Raw genomic sequence first — 16272 nt, 5'->3', positions numbered from 1 at the left:
AAAAAAACAAAAAGACCGCCATCCAACTGTGGGATAGCGGTCTGTTCCTGCGTACGATACCTGATCTTATCTGAAATGGAACTGATTTAACTTAAAAGCGTCTCTGAAGCTAGCGTAAACCCTTCAATCGCGACATCTTCATCGACTTCAATCATGATGCAGCGTTTACCTTGGAAATTCACCTGTTTGACATACCTTAAATCCTGCGGGCTAACCGAAATCGTAGCTACCTTGGTTTCGATCTTAATGGATTTGGAAGTATACTTCGGCATGACGCTGGTTGCTTTCATTTCATAGTTCTTGTTGTCCACGATGGTTTCAAATGCCCGCTCCACCTTCTCGGTCGTCACGTCCTCTACGCCGCTTGCATTCAGTACGCGCTCCAGATCTTTATAATCCAGCTTCGGAGGTTCTTCCTCCTTCGTCTCTTCATTAATTTCGATCACCCGGTTGATTTCTTCGTACACCTGGGCAATGGTGGCTGAATCGAGCTGTTCGCCGGCCACTTCCTTGACGATATCTTCGAAGATCGCTCGCTCTTCAAGTGCCGTCACGGATCTTTCTCCGTTCAAGACCTGTTCGACAAAATGCGGATCCGGAAAATTCGATTTTCCCGTACAATACAAAATACGATTCACATCGGAATAATTGTCCGTCACGCTAGGGTACAGGAATCCTTGCTCCGGCGTACTTAACTTGATAATCGGATCTACTATGATATTGTACTTGAACTCCCGCTCCACATAATCGAACAAGAGCGTCTTCCGTTGTTTCTCCGTAGAATTCACGCTGCATAAAATGAACGGATGGGCGAACACCTCGTTCTTCTCGCTCTCTTCCGCTTCATCGTTTCTCGCCTTGGTCGGCATATAATACTGTCCCCGCACGAACGTGACCACCATATCCCGCTCATACTGGGCATCCTTCAGCATTCTATCCACCAGCATCAGCATCAAGTCCTGCCATTCTTCCGGATCACCCGACACGAGCGCTTGGTGAAGCATGACCTGCGCCGGTTCTTCCGCTGCTTCCTGAAACCTCAATTCGAACAATTTTTGATCCAGTTCGCCGGTCAGCAGTTTTTTGAAATTACCCATGTATAACTCTTGCTTCTCCCGATCCACCAGCTCGAACGGCAGGCGCTCCCAATGATAGATTTCATTCGTTTCCTTCGTAATATAGACATTGAGAATATCGTAAATATTCATTAAATCGTGATCCAGCTTAAATTGCTTGCGTATATTGGCGACTTCTTTTTTGTTCATATCGGATTCGGCAGCTCCTTAGATATATTCTAGCTTATATAGTATAAATTATTGGAACGCAAATTGGTAAGCGATCTTGCGGCTTGCCTTGCTGTACCTAGGGTCAATTCCCCTGTGCGCCTGATCCTCTATTGTTGCATATTTGAATACCTGAGTCGAGTACATACCCTTGTGGGAACCCATATCAAAAAGAGATATCCTTACTCAAAGGATACCTCTTCCGGATACTCGAACCTATTCATTCAAACAACCTTTGATGTTTATGAAAAAACCGGTAAAAGAATTGTACATTGTCGAGTTCAAACCATTCTGCCGTTTGCAAAATCTTGGCATCGAGATTGTAGATCTTCGCATGAAGCGTACCCAGAACAAAAGGAGAATGCGTAGCAATAATGAATTGACTGTCAAAATAACGCGCCAGATCGTTCATTTGCTCGGCCAGCATGATTTGATTCGCCGGAGAAAGCGACGTTTCCGGTTCATCCAGTAAATACAGTTGCCCGGGAAGCAAATATTCCTCAAAAAACTGCATCGACGTCTCCCCGTTCGAATATTTCTCCTGAGCGAATTGAATGATATCCATCTTCTTTTTGAACTCATACGACTGCTCCAGCTCTTCTACCTCGGCCTTGCTCTTTCCCTGAACGAACTGCTCATGCAGCAACCCTTCGCGAAGCACGCTTTCCTGCTGTATTTTCTTGATTTCATACAATAGATCCTCTGACTTGATGTACCGGCTCCCGTCGGGAAGCTTATATAGGGGATGCTCCTGGTCATCATGCCCGAGTTGGTAGCTGCTCTCCTCGATAAACCGCTGCGCGTACACGTTGTGACCATAGCTTGTCATTCGCTCAGCGCCCGCAATTCCCAATTTGTTGGCGATTAGATTCAGCAAGGAGGATTTGCCGGAGCCATTACTGCCGTATAATACCGTGATTCGATCAAACAGCAGAACTTCCCCTGCCATGTGCCTGAACACATGATCGGGATATATATTCGGGTTACTGGAAATGGAGGAAGAGAGTTTGAAGTTAGTTAAATATAGCATCGCCCTCGCTCCCCTCATTCAAGCACGGTCCAAATATCCAGTGCAGCCAGACGAATCGCCTCATGCTCATGATTCCGGTACGCTCTCAAACGGTCGGTACAAGCCTGGTTCCACAAAAGGTACGTTCCCGCAACCTTCAGCAAAGAAAGCCCGATATACTGGGCCGCAAACGGCTGCCGATCTCTCAAATGGTCCACCAGGTCCAGAATCGCCTCCGGTCTCCAATACGCCTGGCTGGCATTTGCTACCCGAGCGATCTGTCTGTAGGCGTAATCCAACAGATGCGGATAGGTGTCCACCATTTGAATCACAGGGTCCAAATGCAAGGCAGCCTGATCCGCCTGTTTCCATTCAACCATCGCTAAATATAACTTGATCACGGCTGATCTCAGGGTTTCTTTGGATTTAAGAGCATCGATCATACCCGTATATAAAGGAACGAGCACCCATCTTGCATTGGGAGGCAAAGAGGTCAACTTGTCAATCAATGCCACCAGGCGCTGCCGCTCTGGAAGATCTCTCTCCGGGGCAGCATTCCATTCAACCTTCGTCTCCGTGTTAGCCAACTGTGTGCAAACGCCGATGACCCGATCATTCACCTTTCCGTCACGGCATGCCACAATGAGCGTATCCATCGCCGCCTTCCATCTGGCATTGTCCTCCATATCAAGAATCGCTCTATTGGCGGAAGCGGCTACCTTATCCTCGCTTCCATTCACCCAACGGCTCATGGCTTGGAAAGCCTCTCTTGCCACAACTGGATCGGCATGGCCTGCGATCTCGATAATCAATTGCAAATACCTTGGCCGAGCCTCCACCGGAAGTCCACCAGCGTACTGGTTAAGCAGGCTTCTTGCGATATCACGCTGCGGGGAAGCTGCCATGGCACTCATCAGGGTCCAGCTGCGTTCATCATCGAGCCATTGTCTGGCAGCGTGACCTATGGCGATCATCACGTCTTTGTGTACATTCGGTTTCTCGTATTCACGGATGAGAAGCGCCATGCTCTCACTGCTTTTATAAGCTCCAAGCAGGCGGATGGCTTCTTTTCTGACCGTGATTTTCAATTTCTCCCGATTCAGCAGGTCCGACAGCATGGACGTCAACAAGACCGGGCTCACCCTGCGCAAACATCTGGGGATCGAGTACATGGCGACCCGAGCACGGTCTCCATCCAGGTTGCCCAGCAATACAGGAAGTGCCTTCTCCGGCTCTTCCCATAACGAATAGGCGTAAAGCGCTGCCTCGACGACATGCACTTCCTCATCCTGCAGCAGGACCTCCAGTTGATCGGAGCGATAATCCGGCATGACGGCCAAGCTCCGCATCGCCGCCGCACGTTCATGGAAACTCCGTTTGGCATCCAATGCCACCCGTTCCAAGAGGGAAGCTAATGCCTTTTGCTGACGCGGCAGCCACCGATGAAATCCATTATAGGCGGGCACAACATAAATCGTTTTTCCCGATAAATGCTTGCCTTTGATGATTTTTCCCGAGATGAACGGGGTAAGCCACTCCTGACGCTTCAGATGCAGATGCATAAATACGTCGTGGAATGAGATGAAGGATGGGTCTCTGTCCAGCAGTTCTCTAACCCTCGCATCCCGGGTTCCATACGGTGCCAGCCAATAATGAACCGCCTGCGGCGATACCGTTTTAGCCTTCAACAGTTCCTCCAGCAGAAACTGAAGCTTCGGCAATCGATCCACGGCTTTTCCGAACAAATCAGCCATACGCAGAACCACACTTACGTTTTCGCGTTTGTTCGCTTCTACACCAAAGGCATAAATCTCATCGAACAACGCTTCCAGTGCAGAACTTGGTATGCTATCCCAATCCATCGAGAAGAGCGCAAACTGACCATCCCGCATCGTCAATCTTCCAAACGTTCTCAAAGCGAACTTGAACAGCTCGCCCTTCGGCTCCAATGCATGTTCACGCAGTATGGCAAAAGCCAGTTTCTCCGTGGCGGACCTTGTCCCGTACGAAGTGTCCCTGGCTTCCACCACGCTATCCACCAGCACAGTCAGATCGTTCACATGCTCTTCCTTAAACATGGGAGCAGGACAGTTTGAGAGCTCGACCATAACTTGCCAGCGCACCGGATCCTGGTCGTTCTTGATTCGAGTCAGGAAGCGCAGCGTCTCATCCATTCCGCTTCGGGATAGAGCTGTACTCCGAACAAGGTGGGCATAGGCCGCAGCACGCTCATCCGCTTTAGACACCTGGACGGCTTGCTCCAGCTTCTCCCTGGCGTTAACAATGAAACGGCGCGCCGTTGTTTCGAGCATGTCATCCTGATGATCACGAATGTCGCGAAGTTCCAGCATGCGGGCAGCTTCCTTGTCGCGCAGTCGGTGCGGCAGTACATCCAACAGCGGCATAGGGAAAATGCGTGTCTTCCGCTCGTCTTCCTTATAAGCAGCATCAAACATCGCTTCGCGACAAGACGGCGCAAGGGTATCCAGCACCTTGGCTACATGTACAGGCTGATCTGAGAGCAAGGTAGTCAGCGTGGTCCACTGCGCTGTGGTGAACCATTTTCTCTTCTTCAAAACGCCTGCCGGAACGCCATGATTTAAAAGATATTCCCGTGTCTCCTCACGTGTCAGCAGTTCGAATACGTCCTCAGGGCTGGCCTGAATCAGAATGCCCAATTGCTGCTTGAGTACAGGATGAATCATATCCGTCGGCCCAAGCGTAAGCGCACATTCCAACACGATTGCGGGTCTTGTAACACTCAATACTTCAATCGCCGATGAGAGCGTCCACCATATATTGACCTTTTCCCGATGTGTTGCGTTCTGCAAAGCATTCTTGAAATATGCTGCAACCAGATCGGGATAGTGCTTCGTTAGGAGCCGCCAATTCTGCAGGGCATACCCCAGCTCCGGAAGCCTGCTGCGAACCGTCTCTTCGCTGCACACCGCCAATAATAAGGACGCTTCTTGTGCCCCCCACCGGTCAAGCACGAGCGGCAGCAGCCGTTCCGCCCAATCCTGACGATATGTATTCAAGATGCTCCGCAGCAATTGGCGGCGGCAATGATACGACATCAGGGCGATTTCGGATTCAATCGAAAAGTCCGGATCTGTCACCACTTCTGGCAGTAATCCAGCTGCCCGGCCCCTAACTCCTGCCTTCGAATGCTTCAGGGCAAGTAAAACGGCATGAGCATCATGCACTACGTCGGCACCGGTCAAAGCTAGATGCGCCTCATAGGCGGTGCCGCTTTCGAGCAAAGATACGAGCAGCGCGGAATAATCCGCTTCTCCTTTATGCTGGCGCCCCAGAAGCGCCATCCGCTTCATCCTATCCGAATAACCCAGCGAATCCAGCTCCATGAGCAATTGCTCTTTTTTCATCAGATCATGGTTATATGTCAACATTTCCTCTCCCCTCATGTCCTTATAACTGATTATAATTTCTACGTAACCGATTTACACAAGCTCTCCTGGAAGTATATAACTTCTTGTTTGTTCGTGCTATGGCCACAGCCGGGGGATAGTTGGATGGTCATGAAGTGAGATGAATCAACTCCATACTGTATGGAAGTGAGCCTCATCTGCATTCCCGCTGCTCTATCCCGCTTTATTTAAGATGATTGGCAGCGTGATTTGTAGCGAAAAGATATCTTTTTCCTGAGATACCGTCAACGTTCCGTTGTGCTGCTGTATCATTTTCTGACAACTAACGAGCCCGATTTCGTTGCTATCTTTCTTTTTGCCGACACGTTTAATCTTATTCTCTACAACAAGAAAGACCCATTGCTGCTTCAAGCAGACCCTGATCTGAACGGGCTCTGATGGATCGGCGTATTTTCGAATATTTGAAAATATGTTATCGAATACACGGCGAATGGCGACCAGATTGATTTCCAGCAGAAATTTCTCGTGATTAGCATTGGCCTGAATCTGAACATCGATATCATCCAAAACGACCAGTTGTTCATCAATGAGTTGATCGATAAGCGCTCTGCCCTCATAGATTTCAAATTCCACTTCCTCTTCTTCCGCAGCAGAGGATACCGTAAAATATTCGAATAGTTTGTCCGACAGTGCCTTGATCTGATAAGCTTTCTCCCTGCTGTTATGAATATACTGCAATAAATCCTCCTGCGTCTTATATTTGTTGAGTTCTATAATGTCCATATATCCCAACAGAATCGTAAGCGGGGTACGGAGGTCATGGGAAATTGCCGTGATCAATTCACGATTGGCTATCCTCACCCTCTCCTCGCTGCCGAGCCGCTCAATAAATGATTTTCTCATCTCATCAATACTTTGGGCCAAAGACGACAGTTCATCCTTTCCCGATATCGTAATCGAATAATCCAAATTTCCACCTTCGAGTATCTTAATCTCTTGTTCAAGCCTGCCAATATATGATGTTTTCCTGTTAATAAAGAGTAGAAAGGAAACAATGAACACAACAGCCGCGACGAAAATACCAATAATCAGAATGAGGGTGTAATATTGATACTCATAAAAGCCGACCAGATATATCTGGGCATCCTGATCCGCGAAACTAATCGTCTTGATGGGTATTTTCGATGGTACCAATTGGGTTAAAAGCTCTTCATTGATGGCAGAATCAATCCCGGTATTGGAGGAATAGATCAATTTATCTTTTGCAAAAATATACAGATTTAAGTATCGTTCCTCACTTACCCATTCGGACAATCGCTCATGATCAGAGGTTGACACGTTCTGGCTATTCACAAATGTTTTGAATCGATCAAGCGCATCTTGCTGCCTGTTCTCTACAAAAGTGGATTTGCTTAAGTAATTATCCAGTACTGTCTCACCAACAACTTGTAAAATAACGAGTGTACTTATGGAAATGACTAAAGAAATCATAACCGCCAGCACCAATTTGATCTTCAGCTTTTTCCCCATTAGCAATCTATTCAATTTTGTACCCCTTCCCCCAAACGGTCTTCACATATTTAGGGTTCTGTGGGTCGTCCTCCAGCTTGCTTCTCAAATTGCGAATGTGAACCATAACCGTGTTATTGCACGTATAAAAGTAGGGCTGCCCCCAGACACTCTCATATATGTTTTCCGCCGAAAATACCTTTCGCCGTTTCTTCGCTAGCAACAACAAGATCTGGTATTCAATTTCGGTTAAAGCCACTTCCTTCTCCCCAACAAAAACAGTCTTGGAATCCTGATGGACCGTAAGATCCTCCATGATGATTTGGTCCGTTTCTTCCCTCTTCTCCTTGCCACGATACACATAATACCTTCGAAGCAATGCCTTTACCCTTGCAACGAGTTCTGTATAGGAAAAGGGTTTGGACAAAAAATCATCACTCCCGGAGGAGAAGGCCAATTGTTTGTCCGAATCCTGCGTTTTAGCTGTGAGAAACAGGATCGGAGCACTTGTTTTTTCACGAATCTCCAGACACGCCTTCAGCCCCGATTTATTCGGCATCATCATATCCAAGATAATGAGATCCGTCTCTTCATTCACTTTATCAATTGCGTCCTGACCATCTACGGCTTCAATGACTTCATAATTCTCGCTCTCTAACAAAATCTTTACAATTTCACGAATCTCACTGTTATCGTCAGCAATTAAAATTTGCTTGCTCATCCGATCCCTCCGTCCAATTTCAGTATAATATGCGTTAGCAGCCACTACCAGCAGAGACAATCGACTTAAGAATTCTTCAGAAGTTATGTAGGTGACTCTTCATTTTTTCGTTTTATACTGTAATCAGCAAAGGTCATAACGCAAAGGAGTCATCAGCTATGCCACAACTTTCGAGAAAAACAGTTATGAAAATACTGTTGGGTCTGTTAACGATTTTGTCCATTGGTTTACTGGTCTATTATTCTCCTGCCATTATTAAAGTCATGTCGTCCATGGACAATTTCAGAGCGTATATTCATTCAACGGGACATTGGGGTCCGGTGATGTTTATTTTATTCCAGATACTTCAGATCGTGGTTGCGCCTATTCCGGGAGAAGTGGTACAGGTTGCAGGCGGATATATCTATGGGGTTACGCTTGGGTCATTCTATACTACAGTAGGCTTGGTATTGGGCTCAGCGATTGCTTTTTATTTCACTCGTTTTATCGGTCGCAATTTTATTGCGCGATTGCTGCAAAAGAAAGACTATAAGTGGATGTCGTTTATTCATAATGAGAAGAAGTTCTCTGCCTTTTTGTTTATCTTTTTCGTGATTCCCGGTTTGCCGAAAGACATGCTCGTATTTGTTGCCGCTCTTACATCCATGAGTTCTTTAAGATTTTTCACGATACTTCTGGTTGGTCGTCTGCCATGGATTATTGCCTCTGCCGCGGTAGGGTCCACAATTCATATGCAACAATACAGCATCGCCATTATCATATCGGTCATTGCCGTTATTGGTTTCGTACTCGGATATATCTATAAAGATAAATTGATGAACTTGTTCTCCAAAGTGGAGAAATCGAAAGGGACAAGTCCTTCTGCCAAACCCAAGGCAACCCCCAGCTTAGCAAAGAGTAGAGATTTGGTAACAAAAAAAGGATAATACAAGATATACAAGAAGACCATTCAAAAAAACACGGCGACCTCTCCCCTGATTGAATTCCGGGAAAAGGTCGCCGTTTATATTAATATCTCGTTTTATTGTCTAGCTACCCCAATATTGCTTCGCAAGCTTCTGGCCTTGATCAATCTTCGCCCATTGCTCGGCTTCGCTTAGCTCGTTACCGCCATCGCAGGACGCAAAGCCGCATTGATGCGAGAGCAGCAGACGATCCTTATCAATGATTTTGGATGCTTCGTCAAGCAGACGGATGACGCGTGCTTCATCATCCAGCGTATTTGTTTTGGAAGACAGCAAGCCCAGAACAATCTCCGTTTCCGGTCTGTCCTTGAAAACTTCCAGTGCTTCAATCGAACCCGCACGATCATCATCCCACTCCAGGAAGAAGCGATCATATTTCAATTGCTTCAGGAACAAGTTGGCGATTTTCGCATAAGATCCACCGCCCATGTTGCGGGAATCGTAGTTCCCCCGGCAGTTGTGTGTCCACATTTTCAAGCCAAGGCTATGACCGAAGTCAATCACGGTATTGTTAATATCAATAAATTCGGTGGCGAGACCCTGTACTTCCGCTTGATTAATATGCTCCCCCGTAAACGGAGAGTTCGGGTTGTCATCTGCAAACAGCTCCCACAAGCAATCATCGAATTGCAGGATTTTGCCGCCTGCCGCAGCGAATTCCTCCACGAATTCTTTATACGCGCTTACAAGGCCCGCTTTGAGCTCCTGTTTGTTCTGATAAACAGCATCCGTGCCGCCAATGTTATCCGACCAGGAAAGTTCACCGAAGATATGGGAAGGAGATGGTACGCAAAGTTTCGTTTGCTGATCGCCAGCCGTATCTTGGAGCTGTTTGAACAGTTTAATGAAGTGATGATTCTTTCCGCTCAGTTTGCCAGTAATGCGCAATCCAATATCTTTGCGTGTTTCATATTTCGAGGTTCCGTCCACATCCCGGAAAAAGTAGCCATGGTCCGCGATATAACGCTGGGTTCCGCCAAAGCCCCATACAAAATCCAGATGCCACATCGATTTGGAGAATTCGCCGTCCGTAATAATCGACAGGTTATGCTCGATTTCCTTTTTCACAACCTGTTTGATCGCCTCTGTCTCGCACTCAGCATAGCCTTCAAAATTCTCATAGAACGGATACTGGATATCATCGCGATGTTCAATTTGCGTTTTATATTTCAGCAGCTCTTCGGGCCGCAACAAACTTCCTACGATCTGGAACTTATCAGTCATGTACATAACCCCCTCGTTGTATACGATGATCATATCACGACGAGCGGGGTTAGAAGACATACCAAAAGAACATAACTAGTTATAGCTAAAAGCTATAGCAAGAAGGACGGCTGAGATTACTATGGATACTGAATTCAACTGGAAATCGTACAGGAAGACGTTGATGATAGGGTCTGTCAAAAATGGTCCTGAATCTCCCGGGTACTGACACCTTTGGCATACAGCACGATAATCTGGTCCTCGATGCCGGTTACGTTCTTTTGATGTTTCTGGACCACGATCGGTTCAAACTCTCCCAGCCGATCCCGTGGAACCGTGATTTCCTGCTCCCGTACTCGCTGACCACCGACATCTTGCTTTTGCCATTACGGCTTTTCGGTGTCATCTTGGCCTTGAGCTCATGCTTCTCGTAGCCCAGATGCGTGTCTAATTCGGCTTCCAGCATCTCCTGCAGCGTTTCAGCAAACAGTTCTTTCAAGGCATTTTGCGCATCCTGAGCTGTGATCAGCTTATTCTCCTTAATGAACGCTCGCAGTTGCTCTTTTGTCCAGAGTCCCATGTGTTCTCCCCAACCTTTCTATCACTTCCTTTTTAAAAGATTTGGGAGTTTACACAATTTATTTTACATACTCTGATAAGGGGAGGACATCAACATGGGAAATCAAAATATTAAACCTCAAAAAATGATGAGTGTGGATTAAATGTAGAAGTTCAAAGAGAATAAAGTGTTAGACTGGAGTTGTTGATTTGACGCGTTTTTTTGGGTTACAAAATCGTCAGGTATTGAAAAATAAGTTTTAGACTGCAGATCAAACTAAAACTCCCAAGGAACTTATATCGAGGAATAAAGTATTAGACTAACATCTGAGCTGAAACTTCTTCAACACTACTTATCGCCATTGAATTATGTAACAATTTTATATAAAAGCAATCATAATCAGTAGTTTAGGTTTTTTCTCAGAACACATTGAGAGTAAGTAAAATTTCAGTTCCATCAGACTTGAACATACAATTGTTGAGTCAAACAACCAAGGATTTTTTAACAATTTCTTCTCAGTACAGGAAATAACGTTCGTTTCTCTTTTATATATCATTAGTTTTCGGTATGTTATTCATAATCATATTCATCATCTTGATTCATGTTATATCTCTTATTATTAAGTGACCATTCCAAAATTAATTCTTCTGACAAACTCAAAGAGTGCGTCTTCTTTATGTGTTTTAAATAATGAGTTCTTTCATCTTCAGGCAGTGTTTTGCATGCAATTAACATAGCCCTTCGACTCCACGGGTCTAAAGTTGAATATAATTCTTTTAACTCCCGTATCCAAGTGGATGCTCCTGCTTCATAAGCTGCGAAGATAATTTTCCTTTTAGCTTCAGGAGACGAGGATTTATACAATGATAATAATTTTTTTAAATGATTTAGATCAGAGTTACTTGCGAATAAGTTTAAGATTGCTATATAAAAATAGTCATTAGCTTGTATAAGATCATCTTCAAGTATTGTTACTACCTGGTCTCCAAATGTAAGGAAATCTCCATTGAAATTTTTAGTCGCCGAAATTAAATAGTGGCATACATCACTAATAGCAGGAATTAGCCTATTAATATTTTGTACTGTATATTCAATACCACCTGGAGCCCCCAATTGACCAAGCCTTCTATAAAGCCACCTTATCTTCTTAAAATCAGGCTCATGTACATTTAAATATTTATCAAGAACTTCGTTGATGTTATAATCAGCAAACAATTTTTGGTCCTCTAGGTCTAACTGTTTGAAGTCTATTCCTTTATACATACCAGTAGTATACTTTTTTAAAACTTTAATCATTTTGTCTTCGTTCTCATTTAGAGGATTATCATTCAACATCTTTTTGCATATTTCCTCAAAATCCTTTGCTTTAAAGATATCCGTCTTTTGTTTTTGTAGTATTAATTTTTGTTGCTTATCCAATATTTCAGCCATATGATATACGGTTATTTGTGCTTCTTTTTCTTCATCACAAAACACATAGATATCATCTGCATAACGGCAAAAATCAATCCCTTTTATAGATAAACTATCGTCGATTGGAATTAATGTCATTTCAGCAAGTAGATGTGATGAGTGAGGTCCTATTGGTATGCCTCTTGAAACAGTTTTTGTTATGTCCTCTAACATACGCATTATGAATTTAATTATTGCGTTCGGTAGTCCAGATTCCCCCAGTTGGTTTTCAACTGTATGATGATAAATTTGATTGTAAAAATCTGATATATCCATTTGAACTACGTATTTTTTTCTCTTACTTTTCTCTAAACATGAAGTCCAAAATTCCTTCCACGAGTTCTCATTACTATAAAAGATTCCATCGCCTTCAGGAGCAAATCTATAACTAAACACAGTTTTTTCTCCTTTTGGTCTCCGACGTCTTTCAATTAAATGACCATACTCATAAATAACAGCTGCTAATAAAAGACTGTCCATAGGATCAAGTTGAGTTGCAGTCCTATACGATAACTCAGTTTTAGGAATAACAAATCTTCTTGATGGACTAAACTGATGTTGTGTTATGTCATAGTCCTTTAATTTTTCTACAATTTTATTTTTGAGATCGCTAAATACATTGATTTCTTTCGGACTGGGAAATAAATCAGTATCTTTTTCAAACTGTAAATGATTAATTGCCCATTTTATTGAATCTGCATTAAGCTTCATATACTATCACCCTTCTTAAAATATAAGAACATTTTATTCGCAACTGTAAAATCAAATTCCTATTTTAAATTCCATAGATTAGCTTTTTTCTTCCACATATCGTCAAAAAAGTGCACTTATATAGTACAATAGTATCACATGTAAAGATAAGGAGAATAGCTAATGAAATACACTTCTCGTTACATACCATTAATCGATCTTAATTTAGACACACAAAATCCTCGGTTTGTTGTAGTACCCAACCCGGATGAGACAAGTATAATGAACTATTTAGTTCAATATGAAAATGTTATTACTATCGCAAAGGGAATTAATGAAGATGGCGGACTTATGCCAGGAGAGAGAATTATCGTTTGTGAGGAAAACGGTAAGTTAATTGTCCTAGAAGGAAATCGAAGAATATGCGCTTGCAAATTACTAACGGGATTACTAGAACTAGAGACTAACAGAAGAATACCAGCAATTTCCGAAGAAACAAGAGAAAACATTTCAACTATCCATGTTGATTTTGTCGAAAGCAGACAGAGCATCCAAGCAGCGCTTTATAAAAGACACTTAGTGGGAATTAAAGCGTGGTCAACAGAAGCCAAACAATTCTTCTTTGCAAATAGATTCCTTAATGGTGAATCAATTCAAAACATTAGTGATGATACGAATTCTACTCCAGCAAAAGTTCGTAAAGCAATTCAAGAATATAACTTATTGCACTATACATTAAAGCTTCCACTTTGGAAAGAATCTGAGAAGAAGAAGATTGACCATAATAATCTTGAGCTTGATCCTTTCTTACGACCTTTTAATTCAAAATCCAAACCTATTTATAACGCAACCGTAAAAACGCTTTTAGAAATTACTTTTGATGAAAAGAATCAAATGCCATTTTCTTCATTTGGTAAAGAAATTTTAGATAAAGGCCTTTATATTCTCGCCAAGGCGGCTTTTGTAACAGGACAACTCACAACACGTAATTATGCAGAGGATATCCCTGATTTTGTGAAGTTAATTAACGAGATCTACGAGACCGAAGGTCAAGAACCTGAAGATCAAGAACCTGAAGATCCAAACCCTGAAGACCCAAGTCCTGAAGACCCATGTCCTAAAGACCCAAGTCCTGAAGATCCAAGTCCTGAAGATCCAAGTCCTGAAGATCCAAGTCCTGAAGATCCAAGTCCTGAAGATCCAAGTCCTGAAGACCCAAGTCCTGAAGATCCTTCTACTCCACAACAACCTAGTAATCCAAAAGTATTTGTGTTCTTTGAAGGCCTGAGTTGGACTGCATTACAGTTCAATGATCCACAAGACATTGGTCTAATGTTTTTGTCTAAGGAGATTATGAAAATCTCCAAATATAAACACTACTCTTGGTATCCAATATCTGCAACAATCCTCATGAGATCATTATTAGAGCAAAGTTTGAAGTTTCATCTTAGAAAAATGGGACATTGGGACTTGCTAATCAAAAATAATCAGGGCAAAGATCCAATGCTTAGTCAATTAATTAAATATTACAAAGATAACAAGAGATATTTAAAATTATTTGTTGAGAAAGGCATATATTCAGCATTTCTTAACGCTGTTTCTGATGAAAACATCACTTTTATGGATACAGTTGTTCATAGTACGCATACTATTTTACCATCTCGAGAAAGACTTGATTCTATTGCAAAGAGTGGAATGTTTCAAGTCATTAACTTCATTTTAAATGAAAAAAAATACTGGCCAAAATGAAGATTTTTTGCTATAGTGCCTTCAGGTGATGAAAAAATGAGCATTCTTAAAAGTCCATTACGCTATCCTGGAGGCAAGACAGCTCTAGGGCCTTATGTAGAAAAATTAATAATTAATAATGAACTAACTGGCTGTCATTTTTATGAACCTTTTGCAGGAGGCTCGTCCATTTCTTTGCATCTATTGCAACGTGGACTAGTTTCAAAAGTTACACTGATTGAATATGACCCCTTAATTTTCTCTTTTTGGACATGTGTTTTCCAGTATACAGATGAATTATGTGACTTAATAGAACAAACTGAAATATCAATTGAAACATGGAACAACATGGATAAATATAGAGGCATTGACGTTCCTATATCTACCCAGATTCTAGAACTTGGATTTGCCGGTCTTTTCTTCAATAGAACTAATTTCTCCGGCATTATAAAGGCAGGTCCTATTGGTGGACAAGCACAAGAAAGCAAAGATAAAATTAACTGTAGATTCAATAAGAACCGAATTATAAATACAATTAACCTTCTTTCAGTTTTTAGAGACAGGGTTGATGTAAAATGGACCGATGCAGTCAATTTTATTAGCAACTTTAATAAGATTAAAACATTGGATAAAACATTTTTGTATGTTGACCCTCCGTACTATGGACAAGGCAAATCCCTTTATAGAAAGTTTTTTAATGATCAAGATCATATAAAGCTCTCTAAAGCAATTACAAGGTTATCTTCTCCTTGGCTATTAAGTTATGATAATTGCAAATTTATTTCATATTTATATGAAAATCAACGTGATAACGTAAAGCAACAATCTCTCTTTTTTGATTACTCTGCAGGTGGGACAAAAAAAGAGAAAGAATTATTAATATCAAATTTAGAAATCCCACCAATTGAAGCTGTTAAGAACAATCCATTTGTTGTGTCATATTAATTACAGACCACATAGGCAGATAAAAGCTGATTACAGTAGAATTACTGGAATCAGCTTTTTATTTTGGTCAACCCTTTGTCTTAAATCATAATTTTTTTGAATAGTCTTAACACCCATTCATGTATAGTATCACTTCGATAATGCTTCAGCTTATCAATAATCATTTCTCTATACCAATTAAGAACATTTTGATCCCAATGACCGCTTTTCTTTACCAAACCCTCGAGAAGCTGCTTAATACTTTTCTCAATCATTTCGAAATCGGTATGATTTGTAGGGCTTAGTATAAGAGTAGAATTCGGCCAATCATCTGGCAGCGCATCTCTAGAATATATTGTGAATACTGGGCTAACCAACTGAACAATAGCACAAGTTCGACGTGCTCCATTTGAGCAGATAGAAAACCGCTTGCCAGCCGGAATGCGAACTACCGCCATCCAAATTGAATAAGCAGTCATTTGCTTTAGCTCATTATTCATCTTGAAGAAGTCCTCTAAGCCTATAGCTTCAGCGATTGGAATCATTTCTGAAGTTTGAAATTCAATAGGAGAAGTGTCGCCACCTACAATCGACTCTTGGACACTAACTTCTTTTTGTTCCTCATAATTTTTGCCGCCTCTACCCGAATTAACAATGACATCGTTCCCTGCATGCGTTCGTCTTACATCTTTCTTACAAGTTCTCACAATTGGATAGTTGTAAAACTTCATGAAGGTAGGAGGTGTCTCCATGACATCCTGATTGGTATCCTCCCTGGCATTTTCGATGTCATCATTTATGATTATGTCATGATTATCTGATTGGGATATTATCCTTAGG

At 42.5% G+C, this 16272-nt stretch carries 11 protein-coding genes and 1 pseudogene; 3 read left to right on the top strand and 9 right to left on the bottom strand.

Annotated features, from left to right (window positions below; all coding sequences use genetic code 11):
* Positions 1-86: 86 nt before the first annotated feature.
* The 5 genes from NYE54_RS05775 to NYE54_RS05755 all read right to left on the bottom strand — a co-directional run bounded on the left by NYE54_RS05775 (position 87) and on the right by NYE54_RS05755 (position 7911).
* Positions 87-1265 carry a DUF4317 domain-containing protein gene (locus NYE54_RS05775; protein ID WP_339270707.1) on the bottom strand — a complete coding sequence of 393 codons (1179 nt, stop codon included), beginning with the start codon at positions 1263-1265 and terminating at the stop codon, positions 87-89.
* 238 nt (positions 1266-1503) lie between these two features.
* Entirely contained in the window at positions 1504-2313 is an 810-nt protein-coding gene (locus tag NYE54_RS05770; protein WP_339270706.1) for an AAA family ATPase, read from the bottom strand.
* 14 nt (positions 2314-2327) lie between these two features.
* The gene (locus tag NYE54_RS05765) at positions 2328-5702 is read right to left on the bottom strand and encodes a HEAT repeat domain-containing protein (RefSeq protein ID WP_339270704.1); all 3375 of its coding nucleotides are present in this window, start codon (positions 5700-5702) and stop codon (positions 2328-2330) included.
* Between the two features lie 192 nt (positions 5703-5894).
* The gene (locus NYE54_RS05760) at positions 5895-7226 is read right to left on the bottom strand and encodes a HAMP domain-containing sensor histidine kinase (protein ID WP_339270702.1); all 1332 of its coding nucleotides are present in this window, start codon (positions 7224-7226) and stop codon (positions 5895-5897) included.
* Positions 7219-7911 (bottom strand): response regulator transcription factor, encoded by a 693-nt coding sequence (locus tag NYE54_RS05755; protein ID WP_339270701.1) that lies wholly within the window; start codon positions 7909-7911, stop codon positions 7219-7221. The genes NYE54_RS05760 and NYE54_RS05755 overlap by 8 nt, the downstream gene beginning before the upstream one ends.
* A 158-nt stretch (positions 7912-8069) precedes the next feature.
* Here NYE54_RS05755 and NYE54_RS05750 point away from each other — a divergent pair, with 158 nt between their 5' ends.
* Positions 8070-8837 (top strand): TVP38/TMEM64 family protein, encoded by a 768-nt coding sequence (locus tag NYE54_RS05750; protein WP_339270699.1) that lies wholly within the window; start codon positions 8070-8072, stop codon positions 8835-8837.
* 102 nt (positions 8838-8939) lie between these two features.
* Here the strand turns inward: NYE54_RS05750 and NYE54_RS05745 are convergent, their stop codons facing one another.
* From NYE54_RS05745 to NYE54_RS05735, 3 genes and pseudogenes are all read right to left on the bottom strand, one after another.
* A complete protein-coding gene (locus NYE54_RS05745) occupies positions 8940-10100 on the bottom strand; it encodes a cobalamin-independent methionine synthase II family protein (protein ID WP_339270697.1) in 1161 nt (386 codons plus the stop codon).
* Positions 10101-10282: 182 nt separating this feature from the next.
* Positions 10283-10659, bottom strand: a pseudogene (locus tag NYE54_RS05740) (transposase); the annotation flags it as partial.
* A gap of 549 nt (positions 10660-11208) precedes the next feature.
* Positions 11209-12801, bottom strand: a complete 1593-nt coding sequence (locus NYE54_RS05735) for an RNA-directed DNA polymerase (protein WP_339270695.1) — start codon at positions 12799-12801, stop codon at positions 11209-11211.
* A gap of 162 nt (positions 12802-12963) precedes the next feature.
* Here NYE54_RS05735 and NYE54_RS05730 point away from each other — a divergent pair, with 162 nt between their 5' ends.
* Both NYE54_RS05730 and NYE54_RS05725 read left to right on the top strand, forming a co-directional pair.
* A complete protein-coding gene (locus NYE54_RS05730; RefSeq protein WP_339270694.1) occupies positions 12964-14529 on the top strand; it encodes a hypothetical protein in 1566 nt (521 codons plus the stop codon).
* Positions 14530-14565: 36 nt separating this feature from the next.
* Positions 14566-15453: a DNA adenine methylase gene (locus NYE54_RS05725; protein ID WP_339270692.1), complete on the top strand. Its 888-nt coding sequence runs from the start codon at positions 14566-14568 to the stop codon at positions 15451-15453.
* Between the two features lie 80 nt (positions 15454-15533).
* Here NYE54_RS05725 and NYE54_RS05720 read toward each other — a convergent pair whose 3' ends face one another.
* Positions 15534-16163, bottom strand: coding sequence for a hypothetical protein (locus NYE54_RS05720; RefSeq protein WP_339270690.1), 630 nt, complete (start codon positions 16161-16163; stop codon positions 15534-15536).
* Positions 16164-16272 lie beyond the last annotated feature (109 nt).

Origin of the sequence: Paenibacillus sp. FSL K6-1330 (assembly GCF_037976825.1) — a bacterium.
GTDB lineage: Bacteria > Bacillota > Bacilli > Paenibacillales > Paenibacillaceae > Paenibacillus_AQ.
Note: the sequence above shows the minus strand (reverse complement) of the source record. Positions and strands in the feature narration are given on the sequence as shown.